The sequence below is a fragment of the Nostoc sp. JL33 genome (genome assembly GCF_017114985.1).
Lineage (GTDB): Bacteria > Cyanobacteriota > Cyanobacteriia > Cyanobacteriales > Nostocaceae > Nostoc.
On the sequence record NZ_JABXKP010000078.1, the window covers coordinates 82,963 to 103,401 of the forward strand.

17 protein-coding genes are annotated in these 20,439 nt (G+C 40.4%); 10 read left to right on the forward strand and 7 right to left on the reverse strand.

Annotated features, from left to right (window positions below; all coding sequences use genetic code 11):
* Positions 1-18: 18 nt before the first annotated feature.
* The 4 genes from HWQ23_RS23070 to purU all read left to right on the forward strand — a co-directional run bounded on the left by HWQ23_RS23070 (position 19) and on the right by purU (position 3,583).
* Entirely contained in the window at positions 19-303 is a 285-nt protein-coding gene (locus tag HWQ23_RS23070; protein ID WP_292833530.1) for a four helix bundle protein, read from the forward strand.
* 25 nt (positions 304-328) lie between these two features.
* The gene (locus HWQ23_RS23075; RefSeq protein WP_292833532.1) at positions 329-1,987 is read left to right on the forward strand and encodes a GldG family protein; all 1,659 of its coding nucleotides are present in this window, start codon (positions 329-331) and stop codon (positions 1,985-1,987) included.
* Positions 1,988-2,057: 70 nt separating this feature from the next.
* Complete coding sequence (locus HWQ23_RS23080) at positions 2,058-2,681, forward strand: DUF4340 domain-containing protein (protein WP_292833358.1); 624 nt, start codon at positions 2,058-2,060, stop codon at positions 2,679-2,681.
* Between the two features lie 26 nt (positions 2,682-2,707).
* Positions 2,708-3,583: a formyltetrahydrofolate deformylase gene (gene purU, locus HWQ23_RS23085; protein ID WP_292833361.1), complete on the forward strand. Its 876-nt coding sequence runs from the start codon at positions 2,708-2,710 to the stop codon at positions 3,581-3,583.
* A 96-nt stretch (positions 3,584-3,679) separates the two neighbouring features.
* On the opposite strand, the gene HWQ23_RS23090 is transcribed toward purU, so the two are convergent.
* Complete coding sequence (locus HWQ23_RS23090; protein ID WP_292833364.1) at positions 3,680-4,966, reverse strand: hypothetical protein; 1,287 nt, start codon at positions 4,964-4,966, stop codon at positions 3,680-3,682.
* A 139-nt stretch (positions 4,967-5,105) separates the two neighbouring features.
* Between HWQ23_RS23090 and HWQ23_RS23095 the strand changes: the two genes are divergently transcribed.
* From HWQ23_RS23095 to HWQ23_RS23105, 3 genes are all read left to right on the forward strand, one after another.
* Positions 5,106-5,477 (forward strand): hypothetical protein, encoded by a 372-nt coding sequence (locus tag HWQ23_RS23095; protein ID WP_292833367.1) that lies wholly within the window; start codon positions 5,106-5,108, stop codon positions 5,475-5,477.
* 24 nt (positions 5,478-5,501) lie between these two features.
* On the forward strand, positions 5,502-7,673 hold the full coding sequence (locus tag HWQ23_RS23100) for a dynamin family protein (protein ID WP_292833369.1): 2,172 nt from the start codon (positions 5,502-5,504) through the stop codon (positions 7,671-7,673).
* Between the two features lie 142 nt (positions 7,674-7,815).
* On the forward strand, positions 7,816-8,499 hold the full coding sequence (locus HWQ23_RS23105) for an ATP-dependent Zn protease (RefSeq protein ID WP_292833372.1): 684 nt from the start codon (positions 7,816-7,818) through the stop codon (positions 8,497-8,499).
* 161 nt (positions 8,500-8,660) lie between these two features.
* Here HWQ23_RS23105 and HWQ23_RS23110 read toward each other — a convergent pair whose 3' ends face one another.
* On the reverse strand, positions 8,661-8,861 hold the full coding sequence (locus tag HWQ23_RS23110) for a heavy-metal-associated domain-containing protein (RefSeq protein WP_292833375.1): 201 nt from the start codon (positions 8,859-8,861) through the stop codon (positions 8,661-8,663).
* Positions 8,862-9,139: 278 nt separating this feature from the next.
* Between HWQ23_RS23110 and alaS the strand changes: the two genes are divergently transcribed.
* Complete coding sequence (alaS, locus tag HWQ23_RS23115; protein WP_292833377.1) at positions 9,140-11,782, forward strand: alanine--tRNA ligase; 2,643 nt, start codon at positions 9,140-9,142, stop codon at positions 11,780-11,782.
* A 270-nt stretch (positions 11,783-12,052) separates the two neighbouring features.
* Here the strand turns inward: alaS and HWQ23_RS23120 are convergent, their stop codons facing one another.
* From HWQ23_RS23120 to HWQ23_RS23140, 5 genes are all read right to left on the reverse strand, one after another.
* A complete protein-coding gene (locus HWQ23_RS23120) occupies positions 12,053-12,553 on the reverse strand; it encodes an ureidoglycolate lyase (protein ID WP_292833380.1) in 501 nt (166 codons plus the stop codon).
* A gap of 121 nt (positions 12,554-12,674) precedes the next feature.
* Positions 12,675-13,694, reverse strand: a complete 1,020-nt coding sequence (locus tag HWQ23_RS23125; RefSeq protein WP_292833383.1) for an RpoD/SigA family RNA polymerase sigma factor — start codon at positions 13,692-13,694, stop codon at positions 12,675-12,677.
* A gap of 647 nt (positions 13,695-14,341) precedes the next feature.
* A complete protein-coding gene (locus HWQ23_RS23130; protein WP_292833386.1) occupies positions 14,342-14,539 on the reverse strand; it encodes a DUF3172 domain-containing protein in 198 nt (65 codons plus the stop codon).
* A gap of 516 nt (positions 14,540-15,055) precedes the next feature.
* Positions 15,056-15,469 (reverse strand): bifunctional diaminohydroxyphosphoribosylaminopyrimidine deaminase/5-amino-6-(5-phosphoribosylamino)uracil reductase RibD, encoded by a 414-nt coding sequence (locus HWQ23_RS23135; protein ID WP_292833389.1) that lies wholly within the window; start codon positions 15,467-15,469, stop codon positions 15,056-15,058.
* A 188-nt stretch (positions 15,470-15,657) separates the two neighbouring features.
* Positions 15,658-16,074 carry a hypothetical protein gene (locus HWQ23_RS23140; protein ID WP_292833392.1) on the reverse strand — a complete coding sequence of 139 codons (417 nt, stop codon included), beginning with the start codon at positions 16,072-16,074 and terminating at the stop codon, positions 15,658-15,660.
* A 1,089-nt stretch (positions 16,075-17,163) separates the two neighbouring features.
* Here HWQ23_RS23140 and HWQ23_RS23145 point away from each other — a divergent pair.
* Together HWQ23_RS23145 and HWQ23_RS23150 are read left to right on the forward strand one after the other, a co-directional pair.
* Complete coding sequence (locus tag HWQ23_RS23145; protein ID WP_292833395.1) at positions 17,164-19,368, forward strand: GumC family protein; 2,205 nt, start codon at positions 17,164-17,166, stop codon at positions 19,366-19,368.
* A 75-nt stretch (positions 19,369-19,443) separates the two neighbouring features.
* Positions 19,444-20,385: a hypothetical protein gene (locus tag HWQ23_RS23150; protein WP_292833398.1), complete on the forward strand. Its 942-nt coding sequence runs from the start codon at positions 19,444-19,446 to the stop codon at positions 20,383-20,385.
* Positions 20,386-20,439 lie beyond the last annotated feature (54 nt).

Genomic DNA, 20,439 nt, shown 5'->3' on the forward strand with positions numbered 1-20,439 from the left:
TTTTTTGCAAAAGATACGATTGGTAAACAGATTGTACCTTCAGCCGATAGTATCGGTGCGAATATAGCGGAAGGTTTAGGAAGAGGTAGTTCTCAAGACAATAGACGTTTCATAAAAATAGCGAGAGGCTCTTTGAATGAAACTCAACATTGGTTAAGACTGGCTCACACTCATAACCTTTTAACTACCGAACAGATAAATGCAATCAAAACAATCATTAACGAAGTAGCGCCAAAATTAAACTCCTACCTAAACTCAATTGGTAATGTATCAGATGGCCAAGGACAAATGACAAATGACTAATGACTAATGACTAATGACAAATAATATGAAGATAGTTGCAAAAAACAAACTGTGGAAATATCTGTTTTGGTTTGGCCCGTTCCTAATTACTGTCGGCTTAACAGTTGGATTAGTCTCTGAACAATGGGGATTAATTCCATTAGCATTTCTGATTACGGGAATTGTCATCAGTGGGTTGTGGATAATATGGCAAAGCTACCAAACTAACTGGTGGAGGAGTCGTTCTACCCAAGCTGGGACTAATGCCCTACTAGCAACTCTAGCAGTATTGGCAATTTTGGGATTGATTAACTTTTTGGGAACTCGCTATCACCTGCGGGCAGACTTAACAGAGGCTCAATTGTTTACCCTTGCACCCCAGTCACGCGAACTGGTGAGGGTTTTACCACAGCCAGTTAAAGTGTGGGTATTTGATATTAACCAAAATCCCCAAGACCGAGAACTGCTAGAAAATTATCAGAGGCAAAGCTCAAAATTTAAATATGAGTACATCGACCCCCAAACTAGGCCAGGACTTGCAGAAAAGTTTGGCGTCAAAGATTACGGGGAAGTTTACCTAGAATCTGGCGAGAAACGGCAATTAGTCCAGACGGTAAATGAAAATGAGCGATTATCAGAAATCAGATTAACTAGTCGCCTACAACAACTAACAAATTCAACCACAGCCAAAGTTTACTTACTTCAAGGTCATGGCGAACGCCAACTTTCACCTGGTAAAGGTGCAATATCACAAGCAGTTCAGGGATTAGGCGATAAAAATCTTACAACATCACCCCTGAATTTAGGAGAAACTTCCAAAATTCCTCAAGATGCCTCTGTCGTAATCGTAGCTGGCCCTAAGCGAGGGCTGTTTGAAGGCGAAGTCAAAGCCTTGCAAGAGTATCTTAATCGCGGCGGTAACTTACTGCTGATGATTGATCCCAATACCGATCCCAAACTTAACAGCTTGCTACAAGAGTGGGGTGTTCGTCTGGATAATCGTTTAGCAGTTGATATCTCTGGGGGAAGCGTTGTCGGACTTGGCCCTGCTACGCCCTTAGTGACAGAATACGGACAACATCCGATTACCAAAGATTTCGGTAACGGTAATTCTTTTTATCCGATTGCCCGACCACTGGAAATTACCTCTGTGCCTGGTGTTGAAGCTACTCCTTTGCTACGAACCAAACCCTATCCCAACAGTTGGGCAGAAAGCGACCTCCAAAGCGAAAAATTGGAGTTTAATGCAGATAAAGACCTCAAAGGGCCTCTGACCTTGGGCGTAGCCTTAACAAGAAAACTACCAACCAACTCTACTTCCACTCCCCAAGCTTCACCGACACCTTCACCCCTACCATCACCAACCACTCAAAGCAAAACTTCCCCCTCTCCCTCATCTCCCCCATCTCCCTCATCTCCCTCATCTCAAACACCCACCGAATCCCGGTTAGTGGTTTTAGGAAATTCCGATTTCGCCACCGATGGTTTGTTTCAACAGCAACTAAATGGAGATGTATTCCTCAATTCAGTTACTTGGTTGAGTCAACAAAATCAGCAACCCCTTTCGATTCGTCCCAAAGAACCGAAAAACCGTCGGATAACCCTGACAACCACCCAAGCCAATCTTTTAATATTGTCGTCTTTGTTGGTTTTACCTTTAATTGGGTTGGCGGCGGCAGTTATTATCTGGTGGAAACGACGGTAAGAAGTGAGTTAGGAGTTAGGGGTTATAAATATAAACTCTTCACCAATGCCCAATTCCCAATGATTAAAAAATGAAATTGCCGCGAACGACTTTAATTTTGATACTGCTAGCGCTGGGTTTAGGTGCTTTTGTTTACTTCTATGAAATTCGAGGTGCAACTGTGCGAGAAGAAATTAAGGAGCAAAAGCAACAAATTTTCTCTTTTGCCGCAGATGATGTGCAGTCTTTAACAGTCAAGACAAAAAAACTCACCCTGAATCTGGAACGTAGCCCTGAATCTAGTAACCCCAAGTGGTTAATTAAATCTCCAATATCGGGCCCAGCAAATGATGCTATTGTTTCTTATTTAATGGATTTGTTGGTCAAAGGTAAGAGCGATCGCACTTTATCAACTCCAGCAAAAGAGCTTGGAGAATTTGCCTTAGATCAACCCCAAGCAACTATTAATATCACTCTAAAAAACCGACAAAGCCATCAGTTGCTTTTGGGTAAATCTAACTTTAATGGTCGTTTTTTGTATGCTCAAGCTGACCCTACTGCTAAACCCGATGGAAATATAAATGTGCTATTGGTATCTACAGATTTTGCAAATGCCGTGAATCGGGAACTATCAGAGTGGAAGCAACCTGTAGATAATAGTCAGAGACTACCTGGACTCAGCACGCCTTTACCAACTCCGACAAATAGCAAATAATTAATTGAAAATCTGGCGATATTATTATGACAACTCCGACAGCAACATTGCTAATTTCCTGCCCCGATCAACGGGGATTGGTGGCGAAATTTGCCAATTTCATCTATTCTAATGGTGGTAATATTATCCATGCAGATCAGCACACAGATTTTGCTGCTGGGTTATTCCTTACCCGCATTGAATGGCAATTAGATGGGTTCAATTTACCGCGAGAATTTATTGCCCCTGCATTTAATGCGTTTGCGAAGCATCACGAAGTGTTCGCACAACCTTTAGGCGCTAAGTGGGAAATACATTTTTCTGATACAGTACCACGCATTGCTATTTGGGTAAGCCGGCAAGACCATTGTCTATTTGACTTGATTTGGCGACAACGCGCTAAAGAGTTTATTGCTGAAATTCCTTTAATTATCAGCAACCATTCTAATTTAAAGGTAGTAGCAGAGCAATTTAATATCGACTTCCAGCATATACCTATCACTAAAGACAATAAAGCAGAACAAGAAGCCCAACAACTAGAATTACTTCGCCAGCATAAAATAGATTTAGTTGTCTTGGCGAAATATATGCAGATTGTTAGTGCAGATTTTATTAGTAAATTTCCGCAAATTATTAATATTCATCATTCGTTTTTACCAGCTTTTATCGGAGCAAATCCTTATCACCGAGCTTTTGAACGTGGTGTGAAAATTATTGGTGCAACGGCTCATTATGCCACTGCTGATTTAGATGCCGGGCCAATTATTGAACAGGATGTAGTGCGAGTAAGTCACCGTGATGAAGTTGATGATTTGGTGAGAAAAGGCAAAGATTTGGAGAGAGTTGTATTAGCAAGAGCGGTGCGATCGCACTTGCAAAATCGTGTATTAGTCTATGGTAATAGAACAGTAGTATTTGAGTGATTTTATATCCGAAGGAATGTAATTCCCGGCTATACAAAAAAGTCCGCGTAGGCAGACTTTATAAAAATAGTTATTTCAATAATTGCCGTAGCTGTTTTAGTTAGCTGAAACGACCTCTGTCTTATCTTTCGATTCATCTCTAATGTTAAAGTAGTAATAAAGATTAGCAACAGTTAGGTCTGATGCCTGTTGCAAATTAGATGTAACTAATGTTTTATGACCAGTAATTACAGCTTGTTGACTAATATAAAGTTCGTATTCTCGACGTAGTTCAGGCTTGAATATAAATAACAACTGGTCACGAAGCGAATAGAAATGAGATTTTTCGGTTAAACTCTCATATACTAATTGTTCTGGTGGTTCTGCTAAATTGATTGTGGAGTAGTGAGGATCTGGACTATTAAAATCAGCGCTACTTAAAAGTTTTAATTCTGATGAAGGAAGCGAACGCATCCAATCAACATGATTTTGCCACGAATATAATACTGCTAAATCATGATTTTTAATGCGGATAATTTCGGGAAAGAGAAAATCAAGCTCATCATGTGATTCACAGCGATTAATCACAGTGAGAGCATCTTTACAGATTTTATCTTGGAGATGAGACAGGCGATCGCTCACTGCTGAAACCTCATTCTGCACTTGATAAGTTGCAACAATCACCTGTTCAATTGCCCAAGCGCATTCAAGTCTACGTAATTGACCAGCCGCACAAGTTTCTTCCAGTAGATGCGGATTGCTGTAATCTGCTAAAGCCGCAAATAACATTCCCCTGACATCATCAATCTCAGCGTTTCTCCGGTTGAAATCTTGCAATTGCATCGCTGAACGAAAGCGGTTCATCGCCTGGATAAACACTCCATACGCCCTCACTAAAGCTATGCGATGTTGTTCAAATTTTATATCTTGGGCTACTTGTTCGATTATTTGTCTAATTTCTAATCCTTGGTCTTTTAAGGCTTGTTTCAAGTCAATAAAACCGTTTTTGACTTCCAGCCTCATTTGCTCTACTTCTTTTCTGAGTTTCAATGTCTGGTGCAGGTTGACTGCTGTCAGTGCTACACCTGCTACTGTTCCCACACCAATTAAGGCTGTAGTTGCTTGTAGCACACCCAAGCTAGTCTGTATAGTTTGCAAGCCATTTAATACAGATGTGAAGCCTTGCTGAGTTTGATACATCTGCGCCCCACTCATCACTAGATTAGAAACTGCTATCAGTGGAGATAAAGGGCTGTTGTTAACTGTAACACCAATAGCATTGGCAATAAACTGCCCGCTAACTGCATCTCTAACTATGCTTAAGGGTACTCCATTGCTAAAAACTTGTAGATATTTACCAGCATGAATACCAGCTTGAATTGCAGGAGCAAATTGGAACAGCATATTTTTAGGTTACTAAAGGCTAATTTTCTTAAAGCTAACTGGTATAAAAAAGCAAAGATAACCGTATTTATTCGGATTAATTAATTCTGTCTAAATCTGGGCATACTAAACACGGATAACCTATTGGCTCACAATTTTTATGAATACTTCACTAGTTAGCTCTAAGACTGTTGAGCTATTGTCACAGATTACCGGACAAAAACTGACTCCAAAAAATCTCACGCTGCCCGTGATATTTCTGGCAAATTTAGTCACGGTGCTGCTGGGAGTTATATTTGTAGATGGCACAGTAGCAGAATCAGAAAAGCAACGTTTACTGACAACCCTTTATCGATTTAGTATTCCAGAAAGTGATGTGCGTAAGTTGACACATTTGATGATTAAGGGAGTCAAACAAAATCAAGTTTATAAACAAATTAATAACTTACTATCCTTAGCGGCTCCACTTTCAGAGTCAGAAAAGCTTTTGTTAATTGGCTTTGGCTATGAAATGTCAGCAGTAGATGGCTAAATTAACACCCGCGAGAAAAAATATTTGGAGATAGTCGCCAAGCACTTAGGCATTAAACCACAACATTTAGTAGTTTTAGAGGCTGGTTTTACTCATCAAACAAATGTCGAGCCTATTGCTTTAGATGAAGTACATTTTTTACTCAACACTGCTCGTTTTCAAGAACTGGATACTATATTTGTTAAGGCTGCAAGTGATATGTTAGCCGCTCTACCTACTAAACCAAAACATAAAATAACTAAACCACACAGAAATGTATCTTACGGAGAATTGAAGAAGTTCCAAGAATATCGTAAGCAATTAGACAATTGTTGTTATCAGCTATTTCAGATAATTCAAGATTGTACCAATCGTGCTTTCTTGCCTCGCACTTTGATAGAGGAGGTACAGGAAATATCTCAAAAAGTCAAATCTCAGCGATTTAGGTTAGCAGTTTTAGGCGAGTTTAGTCAAGGAAAATCAACCTTACTTAATGCTTTACTAGGCGAAGAAATTCAACCTGTGAGAGAGATTCCTTGTAGTGGTATGGTAACAGTTTTAAAATATGGAATCGAAAAGCGGGTAGTCTGTCGTTATAAAGATGGACGAGAAGAAGAAATTCCTTTTGAGCAATATCAACTAAAGGCAACAATTTCAGAAGATGCAGCACTTGGATGTCTGAGTGATGAACTAGTAGATGATGAAATTGATGAAATTGTTTTTGAGCATCCTGATTTAGAGTTATGCAGTAGTGGGGTAGAAATTGTAGATTCTCCAGGATTAAACGAACACCCTAACCGTACCGCCATTACTCAAAAACTGCTGAAGGATACGGATGCAGTGATATTCCTAACTAATGCCTCACGTTCTCTAACTCAGGTAGAACGCGACTTACTCCAGGATGTGAGAACTCAACTAAATCCTGGTAAAGAAAATGAACCTGCTACCAATCTTTTTATAGTAGGAAATTTTATAGATTTAGTGCGTAGCGAAAAGGGACGTGAGCAAGTACAACAGAGGATCGAAAGATTTGTACAAGGTCAAAATCCTATAGTTGCAGGTGAAAACCGCGTTCATTTTATTTCTGCTCAAGCTGCGCTGGATGCAATTTTGCGGGGAATGGAAGATGACTATTTGAAAGCCTTCCAAAATTTTACCCAGTCTCTTGAAAAATTTTTGGCGTTTGATAGTGGAATAGTAAAAATTAAGCACTCTATTAGTCAAATAAATACAGTCATCGAAAAAGGTTTAGATGGGCTATATCAATCAGAGGATACTTTAGATGGAAAAATTCAAATTTCTGAAGTAGAAAAGCAGAAAGTTTTAGAAAAAATAGGAGAAGCCAGTGGGCGCGATGTCAGAATCCGTCTATCGGCAGATCAACTGATAGACCTAGTATTTGAGCAAATTGCTGAATCTTGGGATGAATGGTACGAAGGATTGCGCGATCGCATAGCTCAAAAGAGCCAATATTGGAATTCTGAACACAGTCCTGTTTTTAGCCAAGATAAACTCATTAGAGATTATACAAATCAATTTATTAGAGACTTGTCAAGAGAAATAGATGAATGGGGAAATACGAAACTTAAGGAGGGAATTTTACAAGAAAATATTAAGTATTTAGATACTAGTATTGCTTATGAACTAGATGCCATTCAAGGCGAATTTAATAGCCTAGACCAGAACATCCAAACAAATTTTAGCGAACAGCTTAAACTGTCTATTGACGGTATAAATGATGACTTTATGGGGATGGGAGGAATTGGTGGTGGTATTGGAATAGGTACCGCTTTAGCAGCTGGATTAATAGTATTTACAGGGCTTGGATTTATTGCCGTAATTGTTGCAAGTGTAGCTGCTACAATTGCTGGTTCGTTTGGTTTTGGAATGCTAGATTTTGATGGACTAAAAGACCAAATAAAAGGGAAAGTTTTTGAACTAGGATTTCAAAAATTTGATGAATCAACGGATAAATTATCGGAGAAGTTAGATGAAATTGTTGGCTCAGTCTTTGAAAAACGAGTTGAATCAGCCAGTCGAGTCATCGCACAAGCGATCGCACTTTACGAAAATCTTTTAGAACAGCAGGAAAAGGCTCACAACGAAACTCTGGAACAACGTGAGGCTGAAAAGATATGGATTTACCAAAAGCGCCAAGAACTTGAGCAAGTACAGAATCGGCTAGAAATCATTCTCAGTAAATGCGCCATTGTTTAATCCGAAAAGTCAGCAGTTGAAAGGGATCTTTTGGCTAGCGATCGCTACAACCATCTTGATACAAAAACTGGGCTGCATCTACGCCTGTCATAGACTTTGCCTCATAATAAAGAAAGATTAAGCTGCACTCAGAAAACTCTCAATGAGCCAAACTAACCTAAATTTAGTTGCAATATCTATCTTTCTCATCACCCTATCGGTACTGCTGGGGCCATTCTTAAACATATCACCGGCAGTACCAGCGATCGCTACTTTCACCATCTTAGGCATAGCTACATTAGATAGTTTTAGCTTGCAAGGCAAGGGTGGTACTATCTTTGTAGATTGGATTGCTGGTTTTTCAAGTGAACACCGCGATCGCATTGTCCACCACGAAGCAGGCCATTTCTTGGTTGCTTACCTATTGGGTATTCCCGTTACTGGCTACACACTCAGCGCTTGGGAAGCCTGGAAACAGGGGCAACCTGGGCAAGGCGGCGTTAGCTTTGATGATGGCGAATTAGCATCTCAACTAGAAGCGGGTAAAATCAGTGCCCAAATGCTAGACCGCTACTGCACTCTTTGGATGGCGGGTATTGCTGCTGAAACCCTAGTTTTTAATAATGCTGAGGGTGGAGGTGATGATAAAAATAAGCTGATAGGAGTCTTGACAATTTTGGGTTTTTCTGAATCAGTTTATCAGCAAAAACTGCGGTTTCATACCCTTCAGGCAAAAACCCTACTGCAAGAAAATTGGTCTAGCTACGAGGCTTTAGTTAATGCCATGCGACAACGCACTTCGGTAGAAGATTGTCATGCTGAGTTAAGAGTGGGGAGTGGGGAGTAGGGAGTGGGGAGTAGGGAGTGGGGAGTTAGGAGTTAGGAGTGAAGAATTATCTTGCTTGTCCTCTAGTTTCCGCTTTTCCAGGGGCGGAAATAATAGAAAAAATTTTGTTGGCGTCGCCTAAGATATTAAAATTTAAACTTCTGTGAAAAGCTAGAATCAGATCAATAACCTTCAACAGTGTAACCAGCAGCAACAATTACCTGTTTGATTGACTCCTCAGAAGCTGCGGATTCTACTGTGACAGTTTTAGCATTAACATCGACATCCACCTTGGCTTCAGGTTCCATAACGTGGATAGACTCAGTAATTGTTTTTGCACATCCCTCACAAGCAATATTTGATACTTTTAACTTTAGTGCCATTTGTTACCTCAATATGGAAATTTTCGATTATTCTTTCAGGATTAATCTTAATCATCAAAATGCGATGTCTACGACGGGCTACGCCTACGCGCATCCTGCCAGAGTCAGGTAATGGTGTAAAAGCATCCTAATTACTGCATATAGCTCACCGACTGGCACAATTCGCTGGCAGTAATATGAAACAAAATGCAAGAATATATAAAGCTATTTATGAAAATACACTTACCTAGTGCCGCAACGCGAAATTCTTAAAGTCTAAAGTCTAAAGTTAAAAACCCATGTCTTCAAATCCCCACTACCTAAGCGGTAACGAAATTCGCAACATATTTCTCGACTTCTTTGCCCAACGGGATCACCAAATTCTCCCAAGTGCCTCCCTCGTGCCAGAAGACCCAACCGTGCTGTTGACGATCGCGGGGATGCTACCATTTAAGCCGATATTCTTGGGGCAGCGCACACCAGAATTTAAGCGGGCTACGACTTCGCAAAAGTGTATCCGCACCAACGACATCGAAAATGTCGGACGCACTAAACGGCATCACACGTTTTTTGAGATGCTGGGTAATTTCAGCTTTGGTGATTATTTTAAAGAACAAGCGATCGCTTGGGGTTGGGAAATCTCTACACAAGTCTTTGGCTTTTCCCCCCAAAATCTCGTCGTCAGCGTTTTTGAAGATGATGATGAAGCTTTTGATATCTGGCGCGATCAAATCGGTGTGCCGGTAGCGAGAATTAAACGCTTGGGCGAAGATGATAACTTTTGGGTATCTGGCCCGACTGGCCCTTGTGGCCCTTGTTCAGAAATATATTACGACTTCCACCCAGAACGCGGTGACGAAAATATAGATTTAGAAGACGATTCCCGGTTCATCGAGTTTTATAATCTCGTCTTCATGCAATATAACCGGGATGCATCAGGCAATTTAACGCCTCTGCAAAACAAGAATATCGACACCGGCATGGGTTTGGATAGAATGGCGCAAATCCTTCAAAAAGTACCCAATAACTACGAAACTGACCTGATTTTCCCAATTATCCAAACAGCAGGGCAAATTGCTGGTGTTGATTACCACAAAAGTGATGAAAAAACCAAAACTTCCCTAAAAGTTATTGGTGATCATATTCGGGCTGTCATCCACATGATCGCTGATGAAATTCGCGCCTCCAACGTCGGACGAGGTTATGTACTGCGGCGGTTAATTCGGCGGGTGGTGCGTCATGGGCGATTAATTGGGATTGATGGCGAATTTACCACCCAAGTTGCCGAAACTGCGATCGCACTTTCAGAATCAGCTTACCCCAATGTACGCCAACGGGAAGCAGCAATTAAAGCTGAGTTGCAACGGGAAGAAGCTAATTTCCTCACAACTCTCGACAGAGGCGAAAAACTCCTCGAAGAAATCGTCCAAGAACTGAAACAGCAAGGAAATACCCAAATTAGCGGTAAAAGTGCCTTTAAACTCTACGACACCTACGGTTTCCCACTCGAACTAACTCAGGAAATTGCTGCTGAAAATGATCTCACAGTTGATGCTGAGGAATTTGAGGCAGAAATGGAAATCCAAAAAGGACGTGGTAGAGATGCACACGAAACCATCGATTTAACTGTGCAAGGTTCCCTCGACAAATTGGCAGAACACATCCAAGTCACCGAGTTTTTAGGCTATACCCAATCGGCGGCGACGGCAAAAGTCGAAGCGATTTTGGTAGAAGGTGTTTCTCAAGAGGAAGCAGAAGCGGGAACAGAAGTGCAAATTGTTCTTGACAAAACGCCATTTTATGGTGAATCTGGGGGACAAATTGGCGATCGCGGTTATATCTCTGGTGATGGTATCGTTGTTCGGGTGGAAGACGTTAAAAAAGAATCTGATTTCTTTGTTCACTTCGGACGCATCGAACGCGGTACACTGCGCGTAGGCGATAATATTACAGCCCAAATTGATCCGGCTTGTCGCCGTCGCGCTCAAGCTAACCATACCGCAACGCACCTGTTGCAAGCGGCGTTGAAGAAAATTGTTGATGATGGCATATCTCAAGCAGGTTCCCTGGTTTCCTTTGACAGGTTGCGCTTTGACTTCAACTGTCCCCGCGCATTGACAGTAGAGGAAGTCCAACAAATTGAGGAACAAGTAAACACTTGGATTGCCGAAGCACATGCTGCGAAAGTGGAAGTATTACCTTTAGCAGAGGCGAAAGCTAGGGGTGCTGTTGCCATGTTCGGGGAAAAATACGGTGAAGAAGTGCGGGTGATTGACTTCCCTAGCGTATCAATGGAACTGTGCGGCGGAACTCATGTCAGTAATACTGCTGAAATTGGCGTGTTCAAGATTATTTCAGAAGCTGGCGTAGCTTCTGGGGTGCGGCGTATTGAAGCTGTTTCGGGGCCGGCAATACTGGATTATCTCGATCTTCGGGATAAAATAGTTAAAGATTTGAGCGATCGCTTTAAAGTTAAACCTGAAGAATTACCAGACAGAATCACAAGTCTGCAAAGCGAACTCAGAACCAGCCAGAAGGAATTGGAAAGCTTAAAGGTACAGTTAGCGATCGCCAAATCTGACAGCTTGCTGCAAACAGCCGAAACAGTAGGCGATTATAAAATTATCGTCGCCCAATTAGAAGATGTTGATCCAGAATCATTGAAAACCGCAGCCGAACGTTTGCTGCAAAAAATCGGTAATGGTGCGGTGGTGCTGGGTTCTGTTCCTGAAGCAGGGAAAGTTAGCATAGTTGCAGCTTTTAGTTCTGAAGTGAACAAAAAAGGTTTGCAAGCTGGTAAATTTGTGGGTGCGATCGCTAAAATCTGTGGTGGTGGCGGCGGTGGAAGACCGAACTTAGCCCAAGCCGGCGGACGCGATGCGAGTAAATTGCCACAAGCGTTGGCACAAGCAGAAAGTGAGTTAAAGTCCGCGTTGGGTTAATCATCTTCTGGTTCAACGAGCTACGATGTACACACAAGTCCTAAAAATCAAGCTTGATGAATTTTCCTCGTTTTCCTCGTTTGCATACTCTGTATGGGAATGCATTTATTGAGTCAGAATTGAGTCTCTGACTCAATATTTAACAAGGTTTAGGGGTTTAATTCCCCTGCCTCTACAGGCAGCAAGTATGTAAGTCTTGTTCTAAATCTCCTATGCATTACTTAATTACGAATTACGAATTACGAATTATTTAATATCATGTCCCGGCAATTAAGCATAATACATCTCCAACTCTAATTGATGACTCTTGAGAAAATCATGGGTGAAATGATCCACCACATTTGTATCAGCTAGTTCCAAATTATAAAAATCCACAGCTTCATGGTCAAAATAGGGGCCAGCGTGCCAAGTACCCTCATGTAGCTTGATAAAACAATTCCCCGGAATGCGGAAAGCAGCAATTTCTTCTAATGCTGGTTCATTCACATCATTATCAGGAGGACAAACTGCAATTAACCAATCCTTCCCTGACAAAGAACCTAGACATTGAGTGCATTGCACATGGCGAGTAATTTTGTGAAACTTTCGCCCTCTCTTGTCCAACCGCATCACATAAAATCGTGGAATCCCGTTTTGCAGGTTTAACTGGGCATCTTCCACATCGTAAGCTTTGCCATCAAGACTTGCAAAAATCACCTGTCCATAACGCTGAAAGTTTTCAGAAGTCACCCATTGTGCCTGCAATTGTTGCACTGTTTTTGAGGTACTCATATCAAACCTTTGAGAGAGATTACTTAGGTTTATTTTCCCCCAAAATAACCAATAATTATTAATTTATAATTCATAATTAAAAAATTAAATTATGAATTAGTAATTATAAATTATGAATTATTTAGCTAGCCAGATAACTACGTACTTGTTCCTTTTGCCGTCGGAGGAGACTGAGAGCTTTTTGCTCTATCTGACGCACCCGTTCTCGACTAATACCCATGCGATCGCCAATCTGTGCTAAAGAAAGTTCATAGCCATCAGTCAGACCAAAACGTAAGGTTAATATTTCTCGCTGCTGGGGAGACAACTTTGCCAACAAGTCTTGTAAGTCTTGGTGGAGAGATTCTTCAACGGCATAGTCTTCAGGAGAAGGCCCATCATCCTCCAGTATGTCTTGCAATTCTGTATCCTGTTGTTCACCAACTCGCGCTTCTAAGGAAAAGGGTTGACGTGCCAAGTACAAACACTCTCGAACTTGGCTAGGTGTCAAAGATAACGCATTGGCAATTTCAGCAGTAGTGGGAACGCGACCCAACTGTTGAGATAATTCTCGCTGCACCCGTTTAATTTTGTTCAGTTTCTCAAAGACGTGGATAGGTAAACGAATTGTCCGTCCTTGTTGAGCGATCGCTCGTGTGATTCCTTGACGAATCCACCAGTAAGCGTAGGTAGAAAACTTATAACCAAGCGCGGGATCAAATTTATCCACCCCTCGCTCTAAACCCAAAGTACCTTCTTGAATTAGATCCATAAATTCCAGGTTGCGGTGCTGATATTTCTTCGCCACTGCTACCACTAACCGGAGATTAGCCTGAATCATTTTCTGCTTGGCTAAGTGTCCTAAATTTAGCTGTTGCTCTAACACCTCAACACTTAACTCCACTTGATCTGCCCATTCTTGCAGCGTGGGTTGCTGATTTAATTTCACAGCCAATTCTTCTTTAGCAGCTAGTAAATTCATCATCTGCTGCACTTGTTGGGCAAAAATAACCTCTTGTTCGCGAGTCAACAAATCTACACGCCCGATGTCTTGCAGATAACTACGCACAATATCATCTGTAGCTCGAGGTTTTCTATCTGCGGCTAAACTTTTTTTCTTCGTTTTTTGAACTTCGGCATGTGGAGATGTTAAGTTGCTCATGGTTATTTGCTCCTCTGTAACTTCATCAATTTATTGGTATCAAGTCTAGATATTCACACTCATAGCAATTTCACACTGCTAATCAATCAATTGGCAATACTGATGAATTCTGGTCTATGATACATTACAAGTCAATTGTTGGAGATAAGAAACCCAAAATCAACCCACCCCTTAATACTAACATCATCACCAGTTACAAATCAATTACCCAAAGTATCATCAGCATATCTTTTGAAGCAATTACGCTCCTTTATTATTGATTTTTGCATATTTTAAAACACAATTATGTTTAATTTAATTATCCAATATAGTATAGTTCCTGGAAAAGATGAATAATCGACCGAGCAACGATTTTATTACCTAACAGACAAATTACTACTAACAGCAAATACCAACATAATTCCGAATTATTAAACCAGAGATTTGTTTTAAGTGTTAATAGTCTGGTTATACTTCTATGTAATTCTGATTAAATGCAATTAATTAAATATAAAATGTCCGTTTTTCTCCTCTAATTTTTTGCTAGATAATCCAATCATATCAAGCTGGGTACGTAGTGAGCGATCGCTAACCATGAAAGAAAGCACTTTTCATCCTCCCCCTGCTCAAGAATAGCTTTCTTTAGGAGTCCGGTCAAATACTTGTAATTAGGGATTTAGGATGACAAAGACGTGGGTATGTGCGACAATTGCACTTGTGTCATACTGCACGCAGACATCTGCATTAAATGCCGTACTATCAATATAATTACTCCTAAAGACATTTTCGGGACTAAAAGTACTAACAGTGGTAACATTAGCACCAAGGATAATACTTGGCAAGCCAGCAACACCCGCGATCGCCACTAAGGGGCTGACAAATAATAAAAATACTCAACTACTTATTCTGGGGTGGGCGTCTCGCCCGCCCTAGCCAAAAGCGGACTTTTGAACACACCCCACAAGTAGTAGTAATTTATTTGTTGGAAATCCCTAATATTCTAATTGAAGCGAAAAGATTTACGTTTAGAGGATGTTTGAAAAGTATTGGGCGAATAGAATAGAGCCTCCGGCACGCTGACGCGAACGCTACTAGGCATCTCCAGAAATTAAGTTTTCACCTAGATAGGATAAGGGCTTGAGATTCTTTTTCGGAGATGTCTACTACACAAACGTTCGGTTTTGACGTTCCCCCCGTACCACTTCTCTACGGGACGCTCCGCGTAGCTTGTCCTCCGCAGGAGTACGTGGAAGCAAGCTACACGTAGCGTCTGCGTCAAGAGAAGGGTAGTCCACCTCCGTGGAAAGCATGAGAAATCAAGGTTTGTTTATATATAACCCACGATGGTACTACGTTGCAATTTTAACCTAACTCTTCAACCATCACTTTAGTAGATATTGGTTAAGAAAAGCATTTACCTCATTGGCGCATAACCCGACATTAACTGTCTTTCCTGCTTTTTTGAGAATGTCCAATCCTTGACCATGATTACGGGGGTCTGGATCAACTATAGATACATATATTTCATGTATACGACGATCTTCAGCGATCGCTAAAGCACATGCGGGTGTGCGTCCATGAAAAGAACAAGGTTCAAGAGTTACATACATTTTCAAGAAGTCGAAAGCTTTGCCTTGAATCTGGTTAAGTGCGTCAGCCTCAGCATGGTGTTTTCCAGGTGCCCGCGTGTATCCTTTAGCTACTATCTCTTGGGCATCTGTGATTATACAGCCTACTGGTGGGTTCGGCAAACATTCCGGCAAAGCTTTTCTGCTTTGAGCTAAAGCAGCCAGCATAAATATTTCATCCATGTTTTAACGTAAACTACCTAGATAAATTACACTAAGCTAAAACACATCTAAGATTATATTAAAATTTTCTCAATATCTTGTGGGGTGGCCCCGAAAGCCCGCCCTGATGGGAGCAACTTAAATGCAGATTGCTTACCAAGAATTAGTTATCTATTGTTAAAAAAGTTTTTATATCAAAACTTACTAACTGTCACACTAATACCAGAATCGAGTTTAGGAACCTTGAGATACTCAATTGGCTCAGTACTTTGAGAACTTTGAATATTTGTTGGCTTTTGACATTGCTTAAAGAAAGCGTCTGGGTTCTTGATGAACTCAAGCGGGTTAATATTTTGGTAGCCTCGCTCCCGCACTAGCGAAATTGATTCAGCAGTTTGTTTTGGATTATTAGTCTGTCCGATAAAATTACTCCATGTAGTGTTAATCGTGGCTGGTTGCGTCAATAAAACTCCAGCCTGATTGCGATAGTGAAACGGCTCCTTTGCAGCATCGCCTGTTGTCATGAGAACATTCTCTTGGTTGGCATAGGCACACTGGGGGAGAGCGAGTGCACTAATCACAACGATTAAGGTGATGGAAGAGGATTTCATAATTCAATCTCTTAACATTTAATGTCAGTTTAATAATTACAATTGCCTAGATACAGAAACCCAAAAAATAGCACCCTAGTTTGAGTACCTCAGATTAACACAGCTAGTAAGAAGTATAGGTAAAGTTCATTAAAAATATAGTGAAGTTTAGCCAGATGTAGACTTTTGTCTGGGAGCAGCCAGTTGAGCAACCCATGCTCTAACCACGTCGGAATTTGACACTCGCCTGTTATCTGCTTCCTGCTGCAACTGCGCTAACTTATATTCTGTTAACCGTATTAATGGCAGGAGAGAAGAGGGTTGTAGCCTAGTTTATCTTTCTTCAGATAGTTTGGTTTTATTGTGCAAACTTACTTACTAGCCGTTTATCTCTCATGCGTGTTCCCATGCGGTTACAGAGATAAGACAACATATATACTGCTCGCAAGTCTTTACAAATTTCATACTAAAATCACACAATCTTAATATTCTCAATTCCGTATCGTTCTTAAAATTAACCATTATTCAGAGCAAGAATTAATTGTTGTTGGAAGCTTTTTAAACAGCTTACATAAATATCCGTCCAGTCTTTCCAAGTGTTTATTATAACTGCACAAAGCCTCACTCTAAAGTGGTTCTATTGCTTGTAGGCTGGCACAATTACTCTATTCCTTACGCTTAAGCCATTAATTTCTCTTGTCTTTTCACAATCAGCGAATATACTGCCATGTATAAATTGTTTGTAAAGTTATTCAATTAAGTCTTTTTACATAATATGATGTTGAGTATTAGATTACTAATCAATACTTGCATCACTAACAACACAAAACTAAGTTAACCAAAAAAAATGGAAAGCCTCTAAATCCGGGAGAAAGTTGTGAGTTATCCTCTTTTTGCTGTCAGGATAGTATCAAGCAATATCAGCTAATATTGCGATTGATAAAACTATTAGTTTGCTTGAGATATTGAACAACCTCGCCAAAAAGGCATTAGCTGACAATTAACGCAAATATTACCATTGGGAAGTAGACTACAGTGCTACTGTCAGGAAAATATTGAGAAAAATCTGCTGTAAGTAAATAGTCTTTTTTTATAAAGCTTGTATATATTATGACGATGGAATCTTTACCAAACTTTGAAGAAGTAAATATTCAGAAATACTTAGAAGTTCTTCAACGGCGTTGGCTATCTATAGTAGGAATTTTTGGCATAGCTGTTACCCTTGGATGCTTGTATGCATTTTCACTAAAACCCTCATACAAGGCAGAAGCAAGTTTGATGATTAAAACAAATCGCTCTTCCTCACTTACAGGGTTAACGCAAGACATAGGACGCCTGGAAGCTTTGAATGTGAACGACAATCCCCTGGAAACTCAGGTGAGAATTGTTGGTTCAAATCCAGTCATTGAGAAAACAATTAATTCCCTCAAGCTCAAAGATAGTAAAGGCAAACAGCTGTCGATTCCCGACTTGGCAAAACAACTAAAAATAGAAGGAATCAAAGGCACTGATGTTGTACAACTTTCTTATAAAGGCAGTAATCCTGAACTGGCTGCCAAAATCGTCAATCAAGTTATCGACAGTTATATCGACCTAAATATTAAGGCTAATCAGAATGAAGCACTGACAGCCAAAGAGGTTCTCGTAACGGAAGTACCCAAAGCTGAGGAAATTGTCAGAAGAGCCGAATCAAAACTGCGGCTATTTAAAGAAAAGAATAAAGTTGTTGTCTTGGGACAAGAAGCAACCGCAGCAGTCGATACGATTTCCAAGTTAGGAAACCAAATTTCTCAAGGTTTGGCTCAACTAGATGATGTCAAAGGTCGTTTAGAACAGTTACGCACTGAAGCTCAGGTAGATTCACAGCAAGGTGTAATCGCATCTGAATTGAGTCAAGCACCTGGGGTTCAGAAAGTGCTTGCCCAACTCCAAGAAACAGAAAGCCTACTGGCACTAGAGCGGACTCGTTTTGAACCTGGACACCCTACAATTATTAACTTAGAAGAAAAAGTCGTAGCTCTTAATAGCTTGCTAAAAGAGCGGACAGGACAAGTAGCGGGTACAGCGCAGATAACGCCGGGAAGTTTACAGGTTGGACAACTGCGCCAAAGCCTAATTGCAGATATTACTCGTGCTCAGGCAGAACGCGTTGGTCTAGAGAGACAAATTGCCACACTCATGCGACAGCAAGATGCCTACATCAAACGAGCAAATAATTTGCCAAGGCTAGAACAGAGCCAACGAGAGTTAGAACGGAAGTTGCAAGCAGCTCAAACGACTTACGAAACACTTTTAAAGAAACGCCAAGAAATTGATATTGCACAGAACCAAAAAATTCCTAATGCTCGTGTCATTTCCTATGCCTTAATTCCCGATAAAGCAGAAGGTCCCCGCAAAATCCTGTTTATTGTTGGTGGAGGAGGAGTTGGTCTTTTCTTAGGTATCATTGTTGCCTTTAGTTTAGACTTGATAGACCGCTCGGTGAAGACGGTCAAAGAAGCCAAAGAAGTCTTGAAATACAGTGTTTTGGGAGTGATTCCCACACAAGCTAGAAACGGGAAAGCTCATACTTCTATAGCAGGACTCGATAGACCTATTCCCAAAATCATTGGCAGAGATATTCCTTACTTCCCTGTTGGTAACGCATATCAAATACTACAAGTGAACTTGAAGTTCCTCCGTTCTGATAAACCGCTCAAAAGCATTGTAGTTACAAGTTCCGTTGCCAAAGAAGGAAAGTCTGACGTATCTGCAAATTTAGCTGTGACTATGGCTCAGTCCGGGCGTCGGGTGTTGTTGGTGGATGCAGATATGCGTCATCCCATACAGCATCATATCTGGGGGCTAACAAATGCGATCGGACTAAGTAATGTCATTGCCGGCCAAGTTTCTTTAGATGCAGCTGTGCAAGAAGTGATGCCTAATCTGGAGGTTCTTAGTTCGGGAGTTTTGCCTCCCAATCCAGTAGCAATGCTAGATTCTCAACGCATGGCAACATTAATTAGTAACTTTGGGAGAGATTACGACTTAGTAATTTTTGATACTCCACCTCTCTCAGGAATAGCAGATGCTGCTGTTTTAAGTACCCTCACTGACGGTATGTTATTAGTCGTTCGCCCTGGAGTGGTTGACTTGAACAGCGCGAATGCAGCTAAAGAGTTTTTAACTCAGTCAGGTCAGAAGGTGTTAGGCATAGTCATCAATGGTGTAAATACTAAAAATGAACCTAAGAATTATTTTGGTGACACCAAAAAACAACAAATCGAACAAGATTTAGTATCTAGCAGCTTAACAAAATTTTCCAAAGAGCGTTAAGTTCTCCTCTGGATTGCAAAAGCGACCCTGACTACAACGATCTAAACCAAATTTTTTGACTGTAGGACTAAATTAATGACATTAAGCAAAAATCTCAAGCAATTCGTAAAATCAAATACTCCATTAGCTAAATGGAAAGGCTCTCTTTATACAAAGGCAATAATTCTCAAAAATTATGTAAAAAATTATGATATATATCAGCAAATTTTATCTCCCCAACAGAGTAATGAATTAGTTAGCAATCTTATTAAAGATACTAAACCTTTTATGATTACTCGCTTTGGTAGCACAGAAGCTTATTGTGTGCATGAATACCTAAAAGGAGGTTACAAGGGTTCTATATTCGAGTCGATGTCTAATGATTCTGGTTTTTTCCCAGTAGATGGAAAACATTTAGATCGATTTAGTCAACTTTTTCTAGAATCGTCAAAATCTATAGATACTCTGGGAGTATGGCTTCAAATTGGAGAGCCGGAAATTATCAGAAATTCTTGCCGAAAAGCTTCTTTTGTGGAATTAAATACACTTGAACCTTATTATCACAACGACCCTTGGAGCAAGAATCTTGAAGGAAAAAAGGTTTTAGTCATTCATCCTTTTGCAGAAACAATTTTATCACAATATAAAAACCATAGGAAGTTAATTTTTGAAAACCAAAATATTCTGCCCGAATTTGAACTAATTCCCTTCAAAGCAGTTCAGTCTCTGGCTGGAACTCAAACCCAGTTCAATACTTGGTTTGATGCTTATGATTGGATGTGTAATAAGATTAAAGATCAAGATTTTGACATAGCTATTATCGGATGTGGTGCTTATGGACTTCCATTAGCTGCTTACATTAAATCTCTGGGTAAACAGGCTGTACATCTTGGAGGGTCAACTCAAATTCTTTTTGGAATTAAAGGCAACCGTTGGGATAAAATTCCATTTTTTCAGTCTCTTTATAATGAATACTGGGTGAGGTGTAGACCTGATGATATTCCTACAAGTTCCTCAAAATATCCAGCGTATTGGTAATTCTAGGTTTTCAAAAGTATCTACTTTCTCTTTTGTTCAGTACCGAGGCATTAA

Excerpts from the sequence above, each read along its gene's own strand:
- HWQ23_RS23075 (WP_292833532.1), top strand. The coding sequence starts at position 329 with ATGAAGATAGTTGCAAAAAACAAACTGTGGAAATATCTGTTTTGGTTT.
- HWQ23_RS23080 (WP_292833358.1), top strand. The coding sequence starts at position 2,058 with ATGAAATTGCCGCGAACGACTTTAATTTTGATACTGCTAGCGCTGGGT.
- purU (WP_292833361.1), top strand. The coding sequence starts at position 2,708 with ATGACAACTCCGACAGCAACATTGCTAATTTCCTGCCCCGATCAACGG.
- HWQ23_RS23090 (WP_292833364.1), bottom strand. The coding sequence starts at position 4,966 with ATGCTGTTCCAATTTGCTCCTGCAATTCAAGCTGGTATTCATGCTGGT.
- HWQ23_RS23095 (WP_292833367.1), top strand. The coding sequence starts at position 5,106 with ATGAATACTTCACTAGTTAGCTCTAAGACTGTTGAGCTATTGTCACAG.
- HWQ23_RS23105 (WP_292833372.1), top strand. The coding sequence starts at position 7,816 with ATGAGCCAAACTAACCTAAATTTAGTTGCAATATCTATCTTTCTCATC.
- HWQ23_RS23110 (WP_292833375.1), bottom strand. The coding sequence starts at position 8,861 with ATGGCACTAAAGTTAAAAGTATCAAATATTGCTTGTGAGGGATGTGCA.
- alaS (WP_292833377.1), top strand. The coding sequence starts at position 9,140 with ATGTCTTCAAATCCCCACTACCTAAGCGGTAACGAAATTCGCAACATA.
- HWQ23_RS23120 (WP_292833380.1), bottom strand. The coding sequence starts at position 12,553 with ATGAGTACCTCAAAAACAGTGCAACAATTGCAGGCACAATGGGTGACT.
- HWQ23_RS23125 (WP_292833383.1), bottom strand. The coding sequence starts at position 13,694 with ATGAGCAACTTAACATCTCCACATGCCGAAGTTCAAAAAACGAAGAAA.
- HWQ23_RS23135 (WP_292833389.1), bottom strand. The coding sequence starts at position 15,469 with ATGCTGGCTGCTTTAGCTCAAAGCAGAAAAGCTTTGCCGGAATGTTTG.
- HWQ23_RS23140 (WP_292833392.1), bottom strand. The coding sequence starts at position 16,074 with ATGAAATCCTCTTCCATCACCTTAATCGTTGTGATTAGTGCACTCGCT.
- HWQ23_RS23145 (WP_292833395.1), top strand. The coding sequence starts at position 17,164 with ATGACGATGGAATCTTTACCAAACTTTGAAGAAGTAAATATTCAGAAA.
- HWQ23_RS23150 (WP_292833398.1), top strand. The coding sequence starts at position 19,444 with ATGACATTAAGCAAAAATCTCAAGCAATTCGTAAAATCAAATACTCCA.